This window comes from Vibrio sp. 99-8-1 (assembly GCF_013114595.1).
Taxonomy (GTDB): domain Bacteria; phylum Pseudomonadota; class Gammaproteobacteria; order Enterobacterales; family Vibrionaceae; genus Vibrio.
This window is the reverse complement of record NZ_VTXE01000003.1, coordinates 82863-99578: the sequence shown is the minus strand read 5'-3', so window position 1 is coordinate 99578 and position 16716 is coordinate 82863. Positions and strand designations below refer to the sequence as shown.

General features: G+C 43.5%; 14 protein-coding genes. 6 read left to right on the top strand and 8 right to left on the bottom strand.

From position 1 onward, the window contains the following. Nucleotides 1-457 precede the first annotated feature (457 nt). Complete coding sequence (locus tag F0227_RS02305; RefSeq protein ID WP_171751545.1) at nucleotides 458-2062, bottom strand: BCCT family transporter; 1605 nt, start codon at nucleotides 2060-2062, stop codon at nucleotides 458-460. Between the two features lie 382 nt (nucleotides 2063-2444). On the opposite strand from F0227_RS02305, the gene F0227_RS02300 reads away from it, so the two are divergent. Continuing rightward, nucleotides 2445-3995, top strand: coding sequence for a phospholipase D family protein (locus tag F0227_RS02300; protein WP_253822009.1), 1551 nt, complete (start codon nucleotides 2445-2447; stop codon nucleotides 3993-3995). Nucleotides 3996-4143: 148 nt separating this feature from the next. Here the strand turns inward: F0227_RS02300 and F0227_RS02295 are convergent, their stop codons facing one another. The 6 genes from F0227_RS02295 to hppD all read right to left on the bottom strand — a co-directional run bounded on the left by F0227_RS02295 (nucleotide 4144) and on the right by hppD (nucleotide 9503). After that, on the bottom strand, nucleotides 4144-4482 hold the full coding sequence (locus F0227_RS02295; RefSeq protein WP_171751544.1) for a 4a-hydroxytetrahydrobiopterin dehydratase: 339 nt from the start codon (nucleotides 4480-4482) through the stop codon (nucleotides 4144-4146). Then, entirely contained in the window at nucleotides 4472-5266 is a 795-nt protein-coding gene (phhA, locus tag F0227_RS02290; RefSeq protein ID WP_171751543.1) for a phenylalanine 4-monooxygenase, read from the bottom strand. The genes F0227_RS02295 and phhA overlap by 11 nt, the downstream gene beginning before the upstream one ends. Before the next feature lie 179 nt (nucleotides 5267-5445). Next, nucleotides 5446-6120: a maleylacetoacetate isomerase gene (maiA, locus tag F0227_RS02285; RefSeq protein ID WP_171751542.1), complete on the bottom strand. Its 675-nt coding sequence runs from the start codon at nucleotides 6118-6120 to the stop codon at nucleotides 5446-5448. 112 nt (nucleotides 6121-6232) lie between these two features. Then, nucleotides 6233-7267 carry a fumarylacetoacetate hydrolase family protein gene (locus F0227_RS02280; RefSeq protein ID WP_171751541.1) on the bottom strand — a complete coding sequence of 345 codons (1035 nt, stop codon included), beginning with the start codon at nucleotides 7265-7267 and terminating at the stop codon, nucleotides 6233-6235. A gap of 9 nt (nucleotides 7268-7276) precedes the next feature. Then, entirely contained in the window at nucleotides 7277-8437 is a 1161-nt protein-coding gene (locus F0227_RS02275) for a homogentisate 1,2-dioxygenase (protein ID WP_171751540.1), read from the bottom strand. Continuing rightward, nucleotides 8430-9503, bottom strand: a complete 1074-nt coding sequence (gene hppD, locus F0227_RS02270) for a 4-hydroxyphenylpyruvate dioxygenase (protein ID WP_171751539.1) — start codon at nucleotides 9501-9503, stop codon at nucleotides 8430-8432. The genes F0227_RS02275 and hppD overlap by 8 nt, the downstream gene beginning before the upstream one ends. Nucleotides 9504-9884: 381 nt before the next feature. Between hppD and F0227_RS02265 the strand changes: the two genes are divergently transcribed. Next, nucleotides 9885-10436 (top strand): SOS response-associated peptidase family protein, encoded by a 552-nt coding sequence (locus F0227_RS02265; RefSeq protein ID WP_171751538.1) that lies wholly within the window; start codon nucleotides 9885-9887, stop codon nucleotides 10434-10436. A 1-nt stretch (nucleotide 10437) separates the two neighbouring features. Here the strand turns inward: F0227_RS02265 and F0227_RS02260 are convergent, their stop codons facing one another. Further along, the gene (locus F0227_RS02260) at nucleotides 10438-11280 is read right to left on the bottom strand and encodes a helix-turn-helix transcriptional regulator (RefSeq protein ID WP_171751537.1); all 843 of its coding nucleotides are present in this window, start codon (nucleotides 11278-11280) and stop codon (nucleotides 10438-10440) included. Nucleotides 11281-11374: 94 nt separating this feature from the next. Between F0227_RS02260 and F0227_RS02255 the strand changes: the two genes are divergently transcribed. The 4 genes from F0227_RS02255 (at nucleotide 11375) to F0227_RS02240 (ending at nucleotide 16604) form a co-directional block, all read left to right on the top strand. Continuing rightward, nucleotides 11375-12769, top strand: a complete 1395-nt coding sequence (locus F0227_RS02255; RefSeq protein ID WP_171751536.1) for an SLC13 family permease — start codon at nucleotides 11375-11377, stop codon at nucleotides 12767-12769. 597 nt (nucleotides 12770-13366) lie between these two features. Beyond that, a complete protein-coding gene (locus tag F0227_RS02250; RefSeq protein ID WP_171751535.1) occupies nucleotides 13367-15247 on the top strand; it encodes an Ig-like domain-containing protein in 1881 nt (626 codons plus the stop codon). A gap of 508 nt (nucleotides 15248-15755) precedes the next feature. Then, a complete protein-coding gene (locus tag F0227_RS02245) occupies nucleotides 15756-15923 on the top strand; it encodes a hypothetical protein (RefSeq protein ID WP_171751534.1) in 168 nt (55 codons plus the stop codon). Between the two features lie 177 nt (nucleotides 15924-16100). Beyond that, nucleotides 16101-16604: a DinB family protein gene (locus tag F0227_RS02240; RefSeq protein WP_171751533.1), complete on the top strand. Its 504-nt coding sequence runs from the start codon at nucleotides 16101-16103 to the stop codon at nucleotides 16602-16604. Nucleotides 16605-16716: the final 112 nt, after the last annotated feature.

Genomic DNA, 16716 nt, shown 5'->3' with positions numbered 1-16716 from the left:
ATATTGGAAAGAAAGTCAATATTCGAAATATTCGAAAACAAAAGAGACAGAACAAACGATGAACACTGTATGGAAATTTCACATACACCTTCCCAATACTACTCACTCCCATTAATTATCAGCCACAATTAAACTAATCGCATACGCAGTAATCAGCTTCGCTTATCAATATAGACTTGCTGTCATCAGTACAATCAAAATTTAAAAGACTTTATTATCAGTGCAGTAGCCGCAGATATTAGTAGTGACCATGCCTTAAATAATGAAATCGGAATGTTTCTACTTAGTTTGCTTTACCATCATAAAAAGCAAGAGTTGCACCAAATAATTAGCACCCTAACTAACGTTATGTGGATTTATTCTGACCAACAAAAAAGCCTGACAAGTTTCCTTATCAGGCTTTCTAACTTATTTAACTACGCTTGGTTTAAACGCAAATATTAAACAAGCGCTCGTTTTATTTGCTTAGCTCTGTCGCCACTTCTGGATTATCAACTTCTGTTAACAATCCTTTGATCAAACTGACTGCGCCCAGCAGTAATATAATGGTAAACGGCATGGCGGCAATAATAGTAATGGACTGTAAAGCCTGTATAGACTGAGTACCACCAATCCACAACATGACCATTGCAATAGCACCTGAAATAACAGCCCACACCACTTTCTGCTTTAACGGCACTTCTAACTTGCCACCCGCTGTCATGCTATCAATCACGATCGAGCCTGAGTCTAATGTGGTAACAAAGAACACGATGATCAGTGCAACCGCAATAACAGAAAGAATATTACCAATTGGGTAAGCATCTAGCATATAAAACAGGCTTAGCGATACATCGGATATGCCTTGTTCTGCACCTAATAGGCCGACTTTATCGATAATTTGTTCAATGGCAATACCGCCGAACACCGACATCCAAGCCGTCGTGACCATAGTAGGAATAATCATTACACAAACAAGAAACTCACGAACGGTACGGCCTTTAGAGATACGCGCCACAAACATTCCAAAGAATGGAGCATACGCTACCCACCATGCCCAATAGAATACCGTCCAACCGTGTAGCCATGTTGTATCTTCACGCCCGGTGGTTTGACTTAGCGGTAGAATATTTTTGACATAGCCAACAACCGAAGTTGCTACCGAATCAAGAACGGTCGTGAAGTTCAGCACCGTCATAAAACCAAGGAACACAAAAGCAATAATCATGTTGAGATTACTCAACGCCTTTACACCACCATCCATACCACGGATGACGGAAATAATAGCCAGCCCCATGATGATTAAGATAATAAACTGCTGAAGATACAAGCTGTTCTCAAAGCCAAACACATGGCTAATGCCACTCGCCGCCTGAGAGCCACCTAACCCTAATGAGGTTGCTAGGCCAAATAACGTTACCAGCACGGTGAGTACATCAATAACGTCGCCGATTCTTCCCCAAACTCGGTCACCCAATAGTGGATAGAATACCGAACGCATCGATAGCGGTAGCCCTTTGTTATACACAAAATAAGCCAAACAGAGCGCCGTCATGCCATAAATGGCCCAAGCGTGCAGTCCCCAGTGGAAAACCGTTGCACCCAATGCGACTTCGCGGCCTTCGGCGGTGTAAGCCTCCGCGTTTAATGGCGTGCCATACCAATCGGTAAAGAATGCCGTCGGTTCTGCAACGCCCCAAAAAATAAGCCCTATTCCCATACCTGCGGCAAATAACATGGCAATCCAGGACATGGTTGAATAGTCGGCTGTCGCTTCATCGCCCCCCAATCGGATTTTGCCCAATGGTGAGAATGCGATAGCAATAGCAAGCAATAATAAAATGTTGGCTCCCCACATAAAGAGGAAGTCGAAGTTTGATAAAACTGCGCCTTTAACGGTGTCAATGGCGGCTTTGGCTTCTGATGGTGAGAGGACGAGCAGTGTTGCGATAAATAGAATAGATAGGCCAACTGAAGCGGTAAAAACTATGTTGTGAACATCCATGCCCCATTTGCTAATATTATCTTGTCCAACTTGATAATCTGTAGATTCAATACTGTATTTTTTTGATCTATAACTCATAAATTATGATGTTAATGTACCCGAATTAACGAATAGAATTAAAACTCCATATTGGAAAAAAGAATGACTAGCCAGCTATTTTCATACACGATGAATTAGTTAAGTTGTTGAATAAACTATTTGCTTTTGGTCTAGCCCCCAGCGCGCTATTGTAGCATCATTTGCTCACCTCTTAGTCGGAAACTCATAACTCACTGATAGTAAAAGGGATATCATCATCTAATCACCTCTTAACCCATTGTATTGTTAGATAGATAACCCAAGCCAAACTTGGTTCAATCTATGGCTATAAGTGAAGTTTTATAAGCTAAAATGACAAATGGCTTTCTATTCAGTATATTCCTTAGCCATCCGGCCAAGATAATTGTATTTGTTGAGAACCATGAAAAAAGCGCTCTTAATTCCATTCATCGTTAGTCTACTGTCTATTGCTCTCATCAGTTGTCATTCAGCACCTGACAGCGTTCCGTTATCGGATAAAGATTATTGTGCCGATCTGCCGGTAAAAACACCTTCCCCATTGTCGCACTATCTTGCCCCATATCAGGCAGTGATGAAAAACAAAACCGGTGTCTATGTACTGGAGCAAGGTGCCGAGGCTATGATGTCTCGCGCTTGGCTAACAGAGCGCGCAGAGAAGTCGATTGATGTTCAGTACTTCATTTTTTCGGTCGACAATATTGGATTGATTGCTACCGACTACCTCGTTAGAGCAGCGGAACGAGGGGTAAAAGTGCGAGTGATAATAGATGACATCATGCTGGAAGCTCGTGGCAATGAGCTGATCATGCTTGCCGCGCATCAGAACATCGACATTAAGATCTATAATCCCAATGCCAATATCGGCAAAAATATTGTTGAGAAAATGACCTCTCTTGCCACGGATTTCCATGGTTTTAATCAGAGAATGCACAACAAAGTGTTTATTGCTGACGATCAAATCGCCATTACTGGAGGACGAAATATTGCAGATGAATACTTCGGCTTTGACCACACCTATAACTTTAGAGACCGAGACGTTTTTCTTGCCGGAAAAGTGGTTAACAATGTAAAAGCCTCTTTTGAGCAATACTGGCAAAACGAGCTTAGTGTTTCAATTGAGAAACTGGTGGATGACACCTCGCTTCTGGGCCCCCAACACTCAGGCAATCCAGACTTTTCAAGGCTACACTCATACTCCTGTAACCCTGAGAATTTTCATCCCGACATCAAAAAAGAGATCGAACAAGTCCCCCATACCTTTAGCCGTTTAATGGATGAAGGTAAGTTTTTATTTTTGGATCACGTTGAGTATATATACGATATTCCGGGTAAAAATGATCAGGAGACTTTTTTAGGTGGCGGAAGCATTACCAGAAGCAAGCTTATCGAACTGGCAGAAAGCGCTACGAAAAGCATACTCATTCAAACCCCTTACCTGATTACAACCAAAGCTGATCGTCAGTTTCTTAGCCAGTTAGTGAACAAAGGAATAACCATAAAAATACTCACCAACAGCCTCGCCTCAAACGATAACTTAGAAGCATTTAGCGGCTATCAAAGAAACAGAAAAGCCCTGCTTAACACCGGTGTAGCAATTTATGAGTTCAAACCCAATGCACAAGTGCGTCAAAGAGTGATGACTGAGCATATGTATAAGCGATTGCCGACTACTCCTATTTTTGGTCTTCATGCAAAAACAATGACCATTGACGATAATGTCACGGTGATTGGTACCTATAATTTCGACCCTCGCAGCGCCAACCTTAACACTGAGAGCTTTACCATTATTCATTCTGCAAGTATTACAAAAGACGTAAAAACGTCGATACTAACTGAAATGGAGCCCGAAAATGCATGGTTAATTAGCGACGACTTCAACGCTGATAGCGAAGCAAAACTAAGCAAAACTAAGCAAACGAATAGGGGTAAAAATAAGACGAATCGTACCTAAAAATATTCTCTAGTTATGCAGAGCTGAGAGAGGCAGATCAATTGCAACAAGACGTATTGTTCTATCTGATCTGCCTCATGTTCGATGTACAAAAACTTGAGCTGTAATAACACCGTCTACACCAACTGGATCTACTCAAGCTAAACCATCACTCGCTTACCGCTAATACATCGCAGCGTGAGGCGCAGATAAAGTCATTTTTGTGCAGGCCTTTGATTGAGTGGCTCCACCATGTCACAGTGACTTTGCCCCACTCCAATAAGATAGAAGGATGATGAAACTCATCTTCTGCCAACTCTGCCACTTTATTGCTGAACGCCCACGCCAGCTTAAAGTTCTTAAACGTATACACCTTTTCAAGTTGCGGGATACCGTTTCGTTCTATGATCTGCCAGTCAGACAACTCCAGTAATAATGATTGTTGGTCATCTTTATTGAGGGCAATGGCGTCGATACTGCAGGCTTGGCATTTTTGTTCATTCAACATGTACGGGTTCCTTGGGTTCAAAAAGTGGTGGTAGTAATCCCGCTTCCATCGCGAGATCAACTTGCTGTAATAGATTTATCTGACTGATTTTAAAGAGTTCGGACAACCCCTCGATCACATAATATTTAGGCTGCATGATATCGATGCGATAAGGCGTTCTTAACACAGTTTGTATATCAAACTCGTCACGAATCGCCTCGCTCCCTTCCAGCGCATAAATGGTTTCTGCCGGAGACGAAAGAATGCCACCGCCATAGATTTTCAGCTTCTGCCCCTCTTGGACTAAGCCAAACTCAACCGTAAACCAATACAAACGGGCAAGATAAGCGCGTTGCTTGGCTGTGGCCAGTTGCCCTAGTTTTCCATAATGCTCAGTAAAAGCCGCAAAATCGGTATTGGTCAACATGGCACAATGGCCAAAAATTTCATGAAAAAAATCTGGTTCTTGTAAATAATCAAACTCGTCTCGCGTTCTCAGAAAAGTCGCAACCGGAAATCGCTTGTTGGCGAGCAGATCAAAGAAACGATCGAAATCGATCAATGCCGGAACAGGCTGCACCTGCCAACCTGTTGTCTCCTTTAGCACTTTATTTATCTCAGGGAGCTGCGGAACCCTGTCTAATGGCAGATCAAGTAGGGTCAAGCCATGCAAATACGCATCGCAAGCGCGATGCTTGATGACGTTCTGTTGCCTTTTCACTAAGTCGTGCCAAATGGCATCTTCTTCGAGGCTCCACTCAACCCACCCCTCTTGACTCACGGGCTTAGAATGATATTGAGTCATTATTCACCTCCTAAAGAATGTTTCCCTTTAAGCCTATCTCCACTCTTTATAAGCGCCAATTTGCGCCATTTTTCGAAGTTGGCTTTTCTGTAACATTTTGTTTACATAATTGTGTTAGACGCGTATTTTTCTAATCTTACTATTCACTAAATTTACGTCAGTTGTTCGCAACTTTGCATTTACATCGGCACGTTTGCATCCGCTTGGTTCTCTGGCATCGCATCAATAAAGGCTGGCAACTGATTACACGCTTCTGCAATCGAGTGAATCAACGGATAAGGCGACATATCAACAGCAAAACGCTGTGCGTTATAGACCTGCGGCACCAAGCAGACATCTACAAGGCATGGCGAATCCATCAGACTATAAAGTGAATCCCCGTAGGTTTTTCGGTGTTTGAGGAGTTTTTCCTCTAACGCCCGAAACCCTTGGTGAACCCAATAGTGAATCCAATCTATTTTCGCCTCTTGTCCACACGATAATTCTTTTTCCAAATACTGCAGCACACGTAGGTTGTTGAGAGGATGAATTTCTATCGCAATATCCTGAGCCATTGCCAAAGCTTGGTAACGCAATGACGTCTGCTCTGGTGTCAGTGAAGCTTTAGGGTAGCTTTCATCTAAATACTGAAGAATCACTAACGACTGATTAAGCCGAACCTCGTCATCCACCAGCACGGGGACTAACTCACTGGCGTTCAGCTCACGAAATGGTGCGTCATGTTGCTCGCCGCCATTTCGCAGTAAATGAACCGATTTAGACTGATAACTAAGCTGCTTGAGATTCAACCCAATACGCACTCGATAGGCCGCAGACGAACGCCAATAACCATAGAGTATTCTATTCTCATTCATACACTGATCTCATTCATGCCATCACTTCGCTTACGCTCTTTATTTAGTGGCGTCACATCACCACTCTGTTGTGTAAGTTATAGCTCTCTGTACTTATCACTCTCTGTGCTTATCACTCTCGGTACGGGCTCACTTCTTGCTCAATCGCGCCAAAGATAGAGTCACCCGCCGCATCGAACATCTCTAAGCGAATTGAGTCACCGAACGACATAAACTGAGTTGAAGGTTTGCCATCTCGAATGGTCTCAATCATGCGAACCTCAGCAATGCACGAATACCCAACACCACCTTCAGAAATTGAGGTGCCGTAGTCAGTGCCTTGTTTATTCGAAACCGTACCAGAGCCAATGATGCTACCCGCCGACAGTGGACGAGTTTTCGCTGCATGCATAACCAGATCCGTAAAACTGAAGGTCATATCAACTCCTGCATTTGGGCAACCAAAAGGCTTGTTGTTGTAGGTGGATATCAACGGTAGATGCACCTTACTGTCTCGCCACTGTTCACCAAGCTCATCAGGTGTCACCGCTACCGGAGAAAACGCCGAAGAGGGCTTGGACTGGAAAAAACCAAAACCCTTTGCCAGCTCAGCCGGAATCAAGCCTCGCAAGGAGACATCATTGACTAACATTAGCAAACGAATGGAATCTTGCGCCTGTTTGGCACTCGCCCCCATCGGCACGTCACCAGTCACAATTGCAACTTCTCCCTCGAAGTCGATGCCCCATTCGTCGTTGGCAAACTCGATATTGTCACGAGGGCCTATAAACGCATCTGAGCCACCTTGATACATTAATGGATCAACCCAGAAGCTCTCTGGTATTTCAGCCCCACGCGCTTTACGCACCAACTCAACATGGTTTACATACGCACTGCCGTCTGCCCATTGATAAGCGCGTGGCAAAGGCGATTCACAAGACTGAGAATCAAAGACTTCACTGTCTGTTACCTGACCACTATTTAATGAGAGGTATAACGCTTCTAACTGAGAAGCCACGTTATCCCAGTTATCCAAAGCCACTTGCAAGGTTGGGGCAAGGTGCATCGCATGAAAAATGTCGGTTGTCGCCACGCACTGTTTTAAATCTTTGCTCACGACCATTAATAAACCATCACGAGTACCGTTTTTCTTGGTTGCTAATTTCATTCTGCTCCCTTATTTCTTATCGCTTTCCGTATCTTGGCTACTGGTGGTTTGCCAGCTATAGACATATTCTTTGTTCTCAACGCTATCCAGTTCATCAGAGAACTGCAGCGCATGGCGTGTATCAATCATTACCGCCACTTCATCGGTAAACTTCTTCTTGTGCGCCAGACCTGCCTTGAAGGCTTTTGGATGAGGACCATGGGTAAACCCAGCTGGATGAAAAGTCACCATGCCCGCTTCAATGTTGTCCCGGCTGAAGAAATCCCCTGCGTGGTAAAACAGCACTTCATCGTAGTCATCATTGTTATGATAAAACGGCACTTTTAATGCACCGGGATCGCTCTCGATTGGACGGGGCACAAAGGTGCACACCACAAATCCTGCGCCCACAAACGTTGTGTGTGCTGAAGGTGGCAAATGATAGCGATGAGACATTAGCGGTCGAATGTCCCGCCAGTTCACTTTCACCACTGCTAAGTCACCATGCCAACCAACGGCATCCAGCGGATTGAACGGGTAAGTGATCAGGCTGACTTTGTCATGGCGTTTCACGTGAACCTGAGTCTGACTTTCTGAATACTGAGCGCGAAACTGATCATTGATTGACGGGATATCAAGAACAGCCGGATCAAACACCGCATGATTACCGACCATACCTTTTTCTGGCAAGGAATAGGCCGCATCGGTATTTTCGATCATCAAGATGAACATTGGCTCGCTAGGCTCCAAGCGCCAATTAGTCGAGCGCGGAATCATCACATAATCCCCTTCATTCACCTCTAAATGGCCATAATCACAATAGAGATCGGCACTGCCTTGGTGAATAAACAACAGCTCATCCCCGTCGGAATTACGCAGCAAGAATTCCATCTTCTCATCCATGCGCCACACACGAATTTTGCAGTCCGCATTGTGCAAAAGGTGAGGCACGGCCCAAGGCGTTATCTGACTCGCTTTCTCAACCAAAGTAAAATCAAAAGCGCGAGGGCGTAAATCCCCCTCCCACTCAGACCAACCAGTTGGGGCATGTTGGTGATGAAAGTGAGCCGCAGGGCCAAAGAAACCGCTCCGCCCCGCTTCCCTTTCATAAATTGCCTCTTCGGGGAAATCGGCATGCGCCTGTTTAGAGCACACCCCTTCCCGATGAGGAAATGAGATCCATTTATGCATCGTCTAATACTCCTCGACGAATCTGGTCCTCTTCAATCGATTCAAACAACGCCTTGAAATTACCTTCACCAAAACCTTCATTGCCTTTTCGCTGAATAATTTCAAAGAACACCGGCCCGATAACGGTTTGTGTGAAAATCTGTAACAAGATGCCATCTTTGGTCGGGGCACCATCAATAAGAACACGTAAGTCGCGAAGCAGATCAGTGTCTTCATCGTGGCCTTTGACTCGCTGATCGACTTTTTCGTAGTAAGTATCTGGGGTTGGCATAAAGTCCATACCGCGATCACGCAGGGTTTTCACCGTTTTGTAGATGTCATCTGTTGTTAATGCAATGTGCTGAATGCCTTCTCCGTTGTACTCACGAATAAACTCTTCGATTTGTGATTTGTCGTCTGAAGACTCATTGATTGGAATACGGATCTTGCCACAAGGTGACGTCATGGCGCGGCTCACAAGCCCCGTCAATTTGCCTTCAATGTCGAAATAGCGAATCTCACGGAAGTTGCCAAGACGTTCATAAAAGCCAGACCACACATCCATGTTGCCTTGCTTAACGTTGTGCGTAAGGTGGTCTATTTCATAAAGGCCAACATTCGCTTTCGCCATACGTGCTTCAGCATCGTCATAGAATCGAAAATCCACGTCATAGATGCTCTGCTTACCATAACGATCAACAAAATAGAGCAGGCTTTCACCGATACCGTAAATGGCAGGAATGCTCAGTTCCATCGGCCCTATCTCTGTTTTGTACTCTTCACTACCGCTGTTAGATGCTTGCTCCATTGCAGCCGTTGCGTCGTTAACACGAAAAGCCATTCCACAAACCGATGGTCCATGAACCTTAGCGAACGCTTCAGCTTGGCTGTGTGGTTGTTCATTGACGATAAAATTGATGTCACCTTGTCGATACAACCAAGCCTCTTTTGAACGATGCTTAGCAATCTCAGCAAAACCAAGTGACACAAACAGCGCTTTAAGTTGCTCAATTCCTTTGTGGTCGACGGCCGTGTATTCAACAAATTCGAATCCATCCGTGCCAAGCGGGTTGTATGTATCCACCATGAACTTTCTCCTTGTATCTATTGGTTTTGTGTTGTCTGTTTTTTATCCTTAATCAAATTTGGCTCACAAGTCGTGAGAATGGAATGCATGGATGCAAAATGGATAATCACAGTGAGAATCATTCAACTTGTAAAATAATTGTTACAGAGAAATAATTTAAGAAGAAAAGTGAATGCCATCAATAGATTGAAAAAAGAGGAATTAGTTTACAGTCGAGCTAAATATGTTAATGATTTGTTACACGGGAGATTTTTAGAGAAAGGATCACTCAGCGTGTTGATAGCGCCCTTTAAATTAACGGATATGGTCTAAATCTGGATTTATTGCCACCTACAAGCTACGTTTTCACAGATAGATAATCTTTTTTTAGTCGAGGCCACTATGTGCGGAAGACTCAATATTACTGATGATCCATTTTCTCAGGCTGTCTGCGACGCTATTGGCATCTCATTTGCCAGCGTGGCCAACAGTGATCTTCGGCCGACAGAAAATGTTTCAGTTATTGGTGCTTCAAATAATGCTATGGTTCAGCGGGAACTTAACTGGGGAATTAAGCCCGACTGGGCAAAACGCATAATCATTAATGCACAAGCAGAAACAGTCGCAGTAAAACCGACATTTAAAGCGGCATATCACACCAACCGAGTGGTTGTTCCTATAGCAGGTTGGTACGAGTGGAGTGGTGATAAAGCAAACAAACAGAAGTTCTTATTTGCCGATGCAGACCAAAAACCACTGTTTATGGCCGGAATCGCCCTTGGTGACAAGTTAGTGACCCTAACCACCAAACCCAATGAACAGTGCGCAAAATATCATCATCGTATGCCATTATTGTTAGCAAATGAGGTTATAGAGCCGTGGATATTTGGTCATGTTGCTCTCTCAAATACACTACTCTGTACAAAAATCGCCATGAATTTTGCCATAAAATAAGCTAAATACTTTTCTCCCGAGTATCTGGAGAAGTATTTAGCGTTACATTGCTTCCAATAAAACTCTTTGGTGTTCTTCCAAACTCTTGGCGGAACGCTTTTACAAAACTACTCACGCTTTTGTAACCCAGTGAATAAGCTACAAAGGTGCTGCTCTCCCCTTTATTGAGTAACTCTAACGAGTTCATTAACCTAAAGCGGCTTCGCCATTGACGAAACGTCATGCCTGTTTCCGCTTTAAACAACCTTTCTACTGTTCGGACACTGGCTCCCGCCATGTTTGACAGCGTTTTAAGGGAAGGCGTTTCATTTGGATGCTGAACCATATAACTGATCAGCTTAACTAATCGTGGATCATTTCCTGAAGGGAGCTTAGCCTCGACTGCTTGTAAATTATCGAGCTCATCAATCGCCACTAAACCTAAACGTTGCAAACTTGCTTGCTGCATAAGCGGCGGCGATTGAGTTAAACGCAATACGATTTCTCGCATTAGAGGAGTCATGCTAAGCATGGCCCCTTGTTTTTCATTTTGACGGATCGGAAACGAAGGGTCGATATATAGGTTGCAGGTTCGGGCCGCTATTTCACAGCTAACTTGATGGGAAACACCGCCCGGAATCCAGACAGAATGCGTCGAAGGTACTACCCAAACATTCTGTTCACTAGTAACACGCAATACCCCTTCCACCGCCCACAATAGCTGTCCACGAGGGTGGGAGTGAGGCACCATACCAGATTCAGCGATCATACTTCTGGCATTACTCAATACAGGCTTACTAGAGTCAAGAACAAACGCGATGTCACTAGGCAACAACATTGTCGCCTTAGGAATATACTTTGTCATATTGCCCTCTTAAAGCGACAGGAAAGTTTCGCTATCTTAGAAACAGCAACATATGAATTCAAGTTTTATTTATTACTCTTTATTGGATACCAACATGGAAAGTAGATTTGGCATTAAACAAGGGGCACTACTTGTGGCTCTCGTTACTGCGTTGGGAATAACGCTATTCCCGCTGGCTAGCCACCCCGACATATTTTCGTACAGCGCCGCAGTTGTCATTATCACCCTTACTCTATGGAGTACTAGTGCCGCGCCCCCTTTCTTAACTGGACTGCTGTTTTTTGCGCTCGTCGCCATTTTCAAACTGATCCCAACTGATGTTTTATTTTCAGGTTTTGGATCAACGGCAGTTTGGTTAATTATCTCAGGCTTTGTGATCGGTGCAGCCATCTCTGTCTCTGGCTTAGGCAAAAAGCTCGCTTTAGCTATCTCTCCCTATTTAACATCAAGCTATGCACGCTTGATCACTGGCTTAGTTTTTAGCGCGATGTTATTAGGTTTTGTCATGCCCTCTTCCGTTGGTCGAGCCGTGGTGCTTATCCCCATCGGAATGGCTCTTGCCGAACAAGTTGGCTTTGCTCCGGGCAGCAAAGGCCGAATCGGGATTGCTACCGCTCTAGCCTTATCTTGCAATATGCCAAGCTTTGCGGTGCTTCCCGCAAATATTCCAAACATGATTTTGGCTGGGTCAAGTGAAACGCTGTACGACATTAGCTTTAACTATACCGAGTATCTGTTACTACACTTCCCCATTCTGGGCATTGTTAAATCAATGCTGATCGTATTATTGGTGCTGCGGATATTCCCGGCCAGCATTTCTACAACAAACGCATTTGCGCCACTGGAGCAAGATGAACAATTTGATAGCAAGATACAAAAACGTGTCGCTGTTTTATTGTCCATTACCCTGCTCTTTTGGATAACAGATTCCATTCATGGTATTAGCCCAGCTTGGATTGGCCTAGCCACCGCGGTAATACTGCTAACGCCTAAATGGGGTGTCGTAACACCTAAGTCATTTAACAGCTCGGTAGATTTTGGCACGATTATTTTTGTCGCGGCAGCGCTAGGGCTTGGCGCATTAGTCAATGCTTCCGGCTTAGGTGAGTACCTTGGTGACAACTTTAGCCACTTAATGCCGGCTTCAGATAGTCATTCATTGCTGCATTTTATGGCATTGTCGTTAATCTCAACATTTACCGGTCTGGTCACCACTATTCCCGGCGTACCCACGGTATTAACGCCCATGGCAGCTAATTTTGCCGAAGTCAGCAATTTTAGTTTAGAGGCGGTCTTGATGACTCAGGTAATCGGTTTTTCTACGGTGATATTCCCTTACCAAGTAGCGCCATTAATCATCGCTATGCATCTGGCTAATGAACGTCTTACCGATCTCGTTAAAATCACCCTACCTCTGACTGGCATCACCATCGTCATGCTAATGCCATTAGACTACCTGTGGTGGTTGTTCTTAGGCTGGATAAACTGACGGTAACTACCTGTTGGCACGTTACTTTTGGTGGATACTTTGGGTATGTACCTTTTATAAAAGTCGCTACCTGTCCTGTTAAAGTATTACTTTTAAGATAGCTTCCAATTACATCAAAAGTCCTTTCAATAGCCAGCCCCGATGCTGGCTATTTTTTGTCTGAATCTCCCTTTCAAAATCTAATATCTCAATCATTTCAATGCAAAACAAAGCCCTACTATTAATTCACAGTTCGCTCCCTAAATAGGAGCTCACGCTCTTATAAATAACAAGATCTAACTAAGGTACGATTATCAAACAGTAAACAAGTTGAGCAACTGCATAGCCATCTTTCCATCAATAAGTAGGAAAGCTCGCCAACTCTCGTAAGGCAATTCTTATATACCTTCGAAGCACTATCAGCAGAATAAATGAAAAGTTTATAATTCATCACAGCCAATGGGATGGATTGATGATGAAAGAACATCTCTTTTTCGCCCAAACATAAAGTTATTCGATATGGGCCTATGACTGAATCAACCCCTTAACGGAAACTAATTCACAACTTCTGATACCTACGAATCCCCATATTCAACACCAAAAGCAGACCACATTATTATGAGAGAAGTTTATAAGCATTTGTTTGCCATCGTAGTATTACCTCTAGTAATGCTATTGACGGGGTGCAATTCTGAAGGAGCATTTTCTGGGCCAACAGTAGCATTGCAACGTATAGATATTACTGCTTCACCGAGAACAAAGCATGGATTGAGTCGATTAACACTCGCGGTAAGTAATAAACAACCATTTTCTGCAATAGGCTACTATTCTGATAACTCCTCGCGAATGTTGACCGATTTCAATGTCAATGACTGGCATTCAAGTGATGAAGATATCGGATGTTTTGATGCCCCCGGCATTTTGACGGGAGTTGAAACTGGTAACATCACAGTAACGGTCAGTAAAGATGGTGTCATCAGCAATTCGGTGAGCGTAGATGTAACCGCAGCCATGCTCACAGATATTGCCGTAACACCTTCGATTGTCAGTGTGGCCAAAAATCAAACACAGCAGTTAATCGCAACGGCAACGTATAGCGATAACTCTTCATCCGATGTTAGTGGTTCAGTCACTTGGACATCAGCGGATACCTCAACGGTGACAGTAACACCTTCGGGCTTACTGACCGGAATTGAAGTCGACACCACCACGGTCACAGCCAACAAAGATGGCATTACCAGCAATATGGTGAACATAAATGTCACTGCAGCAGTCCCAACTGCAATTACCCTGACACCTTCAGTAGTTAGTGTAGCCAAAGGGCAAACAAAGCAATTAATCGCAACCGAAATTTATAGTGATAGCTCATCATCCGATGTCAGCGATTTAGTAGCATGGACACCGGTAGATACTTCGACAGCAACAATAACGTCGACAGGCTTACTGAAGGGGGTTGAAATAGGTCATACAACTGTCACTGCGGTCAAGGATGGCATTACTAGTAACAGCATAAGCGTGGATGTGACCGAAGCAACAATCACGGATATTGTCGTGACACCGTCGATCGTCGGTGTAGCCAAGGGACAAACAGAGCAGTTAGCCGCAACTGCAACTTATAGCGATAATTCATCATCCGATGTCAGTGGTTCAGTAATATGGACACCGCTAGACACGTCAACGGCAATAGTTACACCTACAGGTTTACTCACTGGAATTGGAATCGATAATACCCTTGTCACTGCGACCAAAGATAGCATTACCAGTAATGAAGTGAATGTAGAGGTGACCACTGCGGTACTAACGGATATTACTGTAACACCTTCGATTGTCGGTATAGCTATAGGTAAGACACAACAGCTAGCCGCAACGGCAACGTATAGCGATGACTCATCATCCGATGTTACTCGTTCAGTCACGTGGAAGTCGGCCAATACCTCGACCGTGACCGTGACACCTTCAGGATTGTTAACCGGAATTAAAAGTGGCACCACCACAGTTACGGCCACCAAGGATAGCATCACCAGTAACACCGCAAATGCAGATGTATGTAGAGACTTAGCGGGCTCATGCATTGACACTTTTGATACAGGTAGTGGTAAATTGTTTACCAACTCGCCTTCAGTCGCTTACTTAAATAGTATCGGTGGAAGTGCAACTAGTGGTAGTTACACAGATGGAGGAAGTTGGGGGCCGGCAGGTGATTTCTATCAGTTCACGTGGCATAACGCGAATTCGCTGTGTGCTAAATATAATACTCAAAAGCTAGCAGGCCGCGATAACTGGCGCTTGGCTACAAGATACGAGTTAGAAATAGAATTAATCGACACATATGGCAATATGTTTATCGCACGCAATTGGCCTATTGGCGACGTCTATTGGTCAATGTCACCTATCGGTTATTCCTATTACTACGTAGCCCTCAACAGTGGTTACGTCAGCAATAATGTAACGATGGTTTCGAACTCTGCGTCCTGTGTTTCAGTTCCCTTAGCCTTGTAAGTTTTAAGCGCCAGTGTACTTGCTGGCGCTTTACTTCCACACTATTCACAAAAATTAAACGCTTCTAAATTAGAAAAGAATGCAGGCAAAAGCCGATGCTAGACTCTGTCTTACTCGCAGGGTGGCGCTCTTCGGGCTTTCAGCAATTAAAACTCGGATCATCGTGTGCAACCAGTACAATTAGCATTCTAAATACAGGGCTGAGCATGTTAATTTGAAACACTCAGATTATTACAATACGAATATTAATTCGTTGCCATATATAACCAACATATATGTAATTACAAGAGTCATTACAAAGAAGAGTGTCAATTTCAATTAGTTCATCCTCAAAACAAACTGATCAAACTCTTCACGAACACATTGACACTTCAAGCAAATAAATCATATGCTTACCCCGCACTGGCAAAATCCAGTGTCGGGATTGAGACCTCGAATTTATAACCATCGGCGTGTAATAGCTAGCTAAATGCTAGTTTTGTTATAAATACAACCATCGGAGTTCATTATGACCCAATCAACGAAATCCCAATCAGAACCTGATTTTTACCTTCAAGCCGAAGACTTTATCTTAAACGCCAGTACCAACAGCAACCTAGATAATGGCACAGAGAACGAGATCCGCTTGTTTTTGTTGACCTTATTAAATCACTACAAGCAGCAAGATTTAGAGTAGCTTTGAATGAGCAAAGCACCGAAGAGGCAATTCTCGGTGCTTTTTAGGATAGAGCTAAGCTAAAAATGACAAAATACTAGGGTTTTATGGTGATAAAAATGATTTTTTACTAGGGTATTGTGTATTAAGAGATAACTATTGTTTGAGCGATTTTCGTTCAATAGGAAAAGGGATGTTATGAAAAACTGTAGTTTTATTGTTGAGTTGGTGGACTATAAAATTTGGTCAGACCAAAATCTTCTTCAAGTGTTACAAGGAGCAACTGACACCCCTGAAATGGAGTGTCTAGATTTTTGTAAACAGCAGTTGCATCACATGATCATCGTTGAAGAGCTATTTCGAGCAAGACTGACTAACTCGCACTGTCCGCATGTAGACACTAATAGTAAATTTGTTCCTGACTTGAGCTTACTATCAGAAAGACTCAATGAATCAGATAGATGGCTTAAAAAATACTGCTCTAAGATAGAGGCTGAAAGTCTAATAAAGGAAGTTAAATTCAAGTTTGTAGATGGGAAACGAGGCAAATTGTCTGTATTGGAAATACTATTTCACATCGTCAATCATGGCACCTATCATCGCAGCGCTATTGGACACGCTTTACAGCATTCAGGAGGACAGAGACCTCCTGATACTTACACTATGTTTATACATCAAAAGTATGAAGAGCGTAGAATCTAATAATGTACCTTATTTTTCTACCAATATGCTTTCCAAGTTACATATGTGATTTGATACTCTTTGGACGTACTCAGCTGACAAGCTAGCAATTCGAGCGTAATTAATATTCCTA

What these genes read in the sequence shown, in the direction of transcription:
- F0227_RS02305 (WP_171751545.1), bottom strand. Translation starts at nt 2,062, where the DNA reads ATGAGTTATAGATCAAAAAAATACAGTATTGAATCTACAGATTATCAA.
- F0227_RS02300 (WP_253822009.1), top strand. Translation starts at nt 2,445, where the DNA reads ATGAAAAAAGCGCTCTTAATTCCATTCATCGTTAGTCTACTGTCTATT.
- F0227_RS02295 (WP_171751544.1), bottom strand. Translation starts at nt 4,482, where the DNA reads ATGTTGAATGAACAAAAATGCCAAGCCTGCAGTATCGACGCCATTGCC.
- phhA (WP_171751543.1), bottom strand. Translation starts at nt 5,266, where the DNA reads ATGACTCAATATCATTCTAAGCCCGTGAGTCAAGAGGGGTGGGTTGAG.
- maiA (WP_171751542.1), bottom strand. Translation starts at nt 6,120, where the DNA reads ATGAATGAGAATAGAATACTCTATGGTTATTGGCGTTCGTCTGCGGCC.
- F0227_RS02280 (WP_171751541.1), bottom strand. Translation starts at nt 7,267, where the DNA reads ATGAAATTAGCAACCAAGAAAAACGGTACTCGTGATGGTTTATTAATG.
- F0227_RS02275 (WP_171751540.1), bottom strand. Translation starts at nt 8,437, where the DNA reads ATGCATAAATGGATCTCATTTCCTCATCGGGAAGGGGTGTGCTCTAAA.
- hppD (WP_171751539.1), bottom strand. Translation starts at nt 9,503, where the DNA reads ATGGTGGATACATACAACCCGCTTGGCACGGATGGATTCGAATTTGTT.
- F0227_RS02265 (WP_171751538.1), top strand. Translation starts at nt 9,885, where the DNA reads ATGTGCGGAAGACTCAATATTACTGATGATCCATTTTCTCAGGCTGTC.
- F0227_RS02260 (WP_171751537.1), bottom strand. Translation starts at nt 11,280, where the DNA reads ATGACAAAGTATATTCCTAAGGCGACAATGTTGTTGCCTAGTGACATC.
- F0227_RS02255 (WP_171751536.1), top strand. Translation starts at nt 11,375, where the DNA reads ATGGAAAGTAGATTTGGCATTAAACAAGGGGCACTACTTGTGGCTCTC.
- F0227_RS02250 (WP_171751535.1), top strand. Translation starts at nt 13,367, where the DNA reads ATGAGAGAAGTTTATAAGCATTTGTTTGCCATCGTAGTATTACCTCTA.
- F0227_RS02245 (WP_171751534.1), top strand. Translation starts at nt 15,756, where the DNA reads ATGACCCAATCAACGAAATCCCAATCAGAACCTGATTTTTACCTTCAA.
- F0227_RS02240 (WP_171751533.1), top strand. Translation starts at nt 16,101, where the DNA reads ATGAAAAACTGTAGTTTTATTGTTGAGTTGGTGGACTATAAAATTTGG.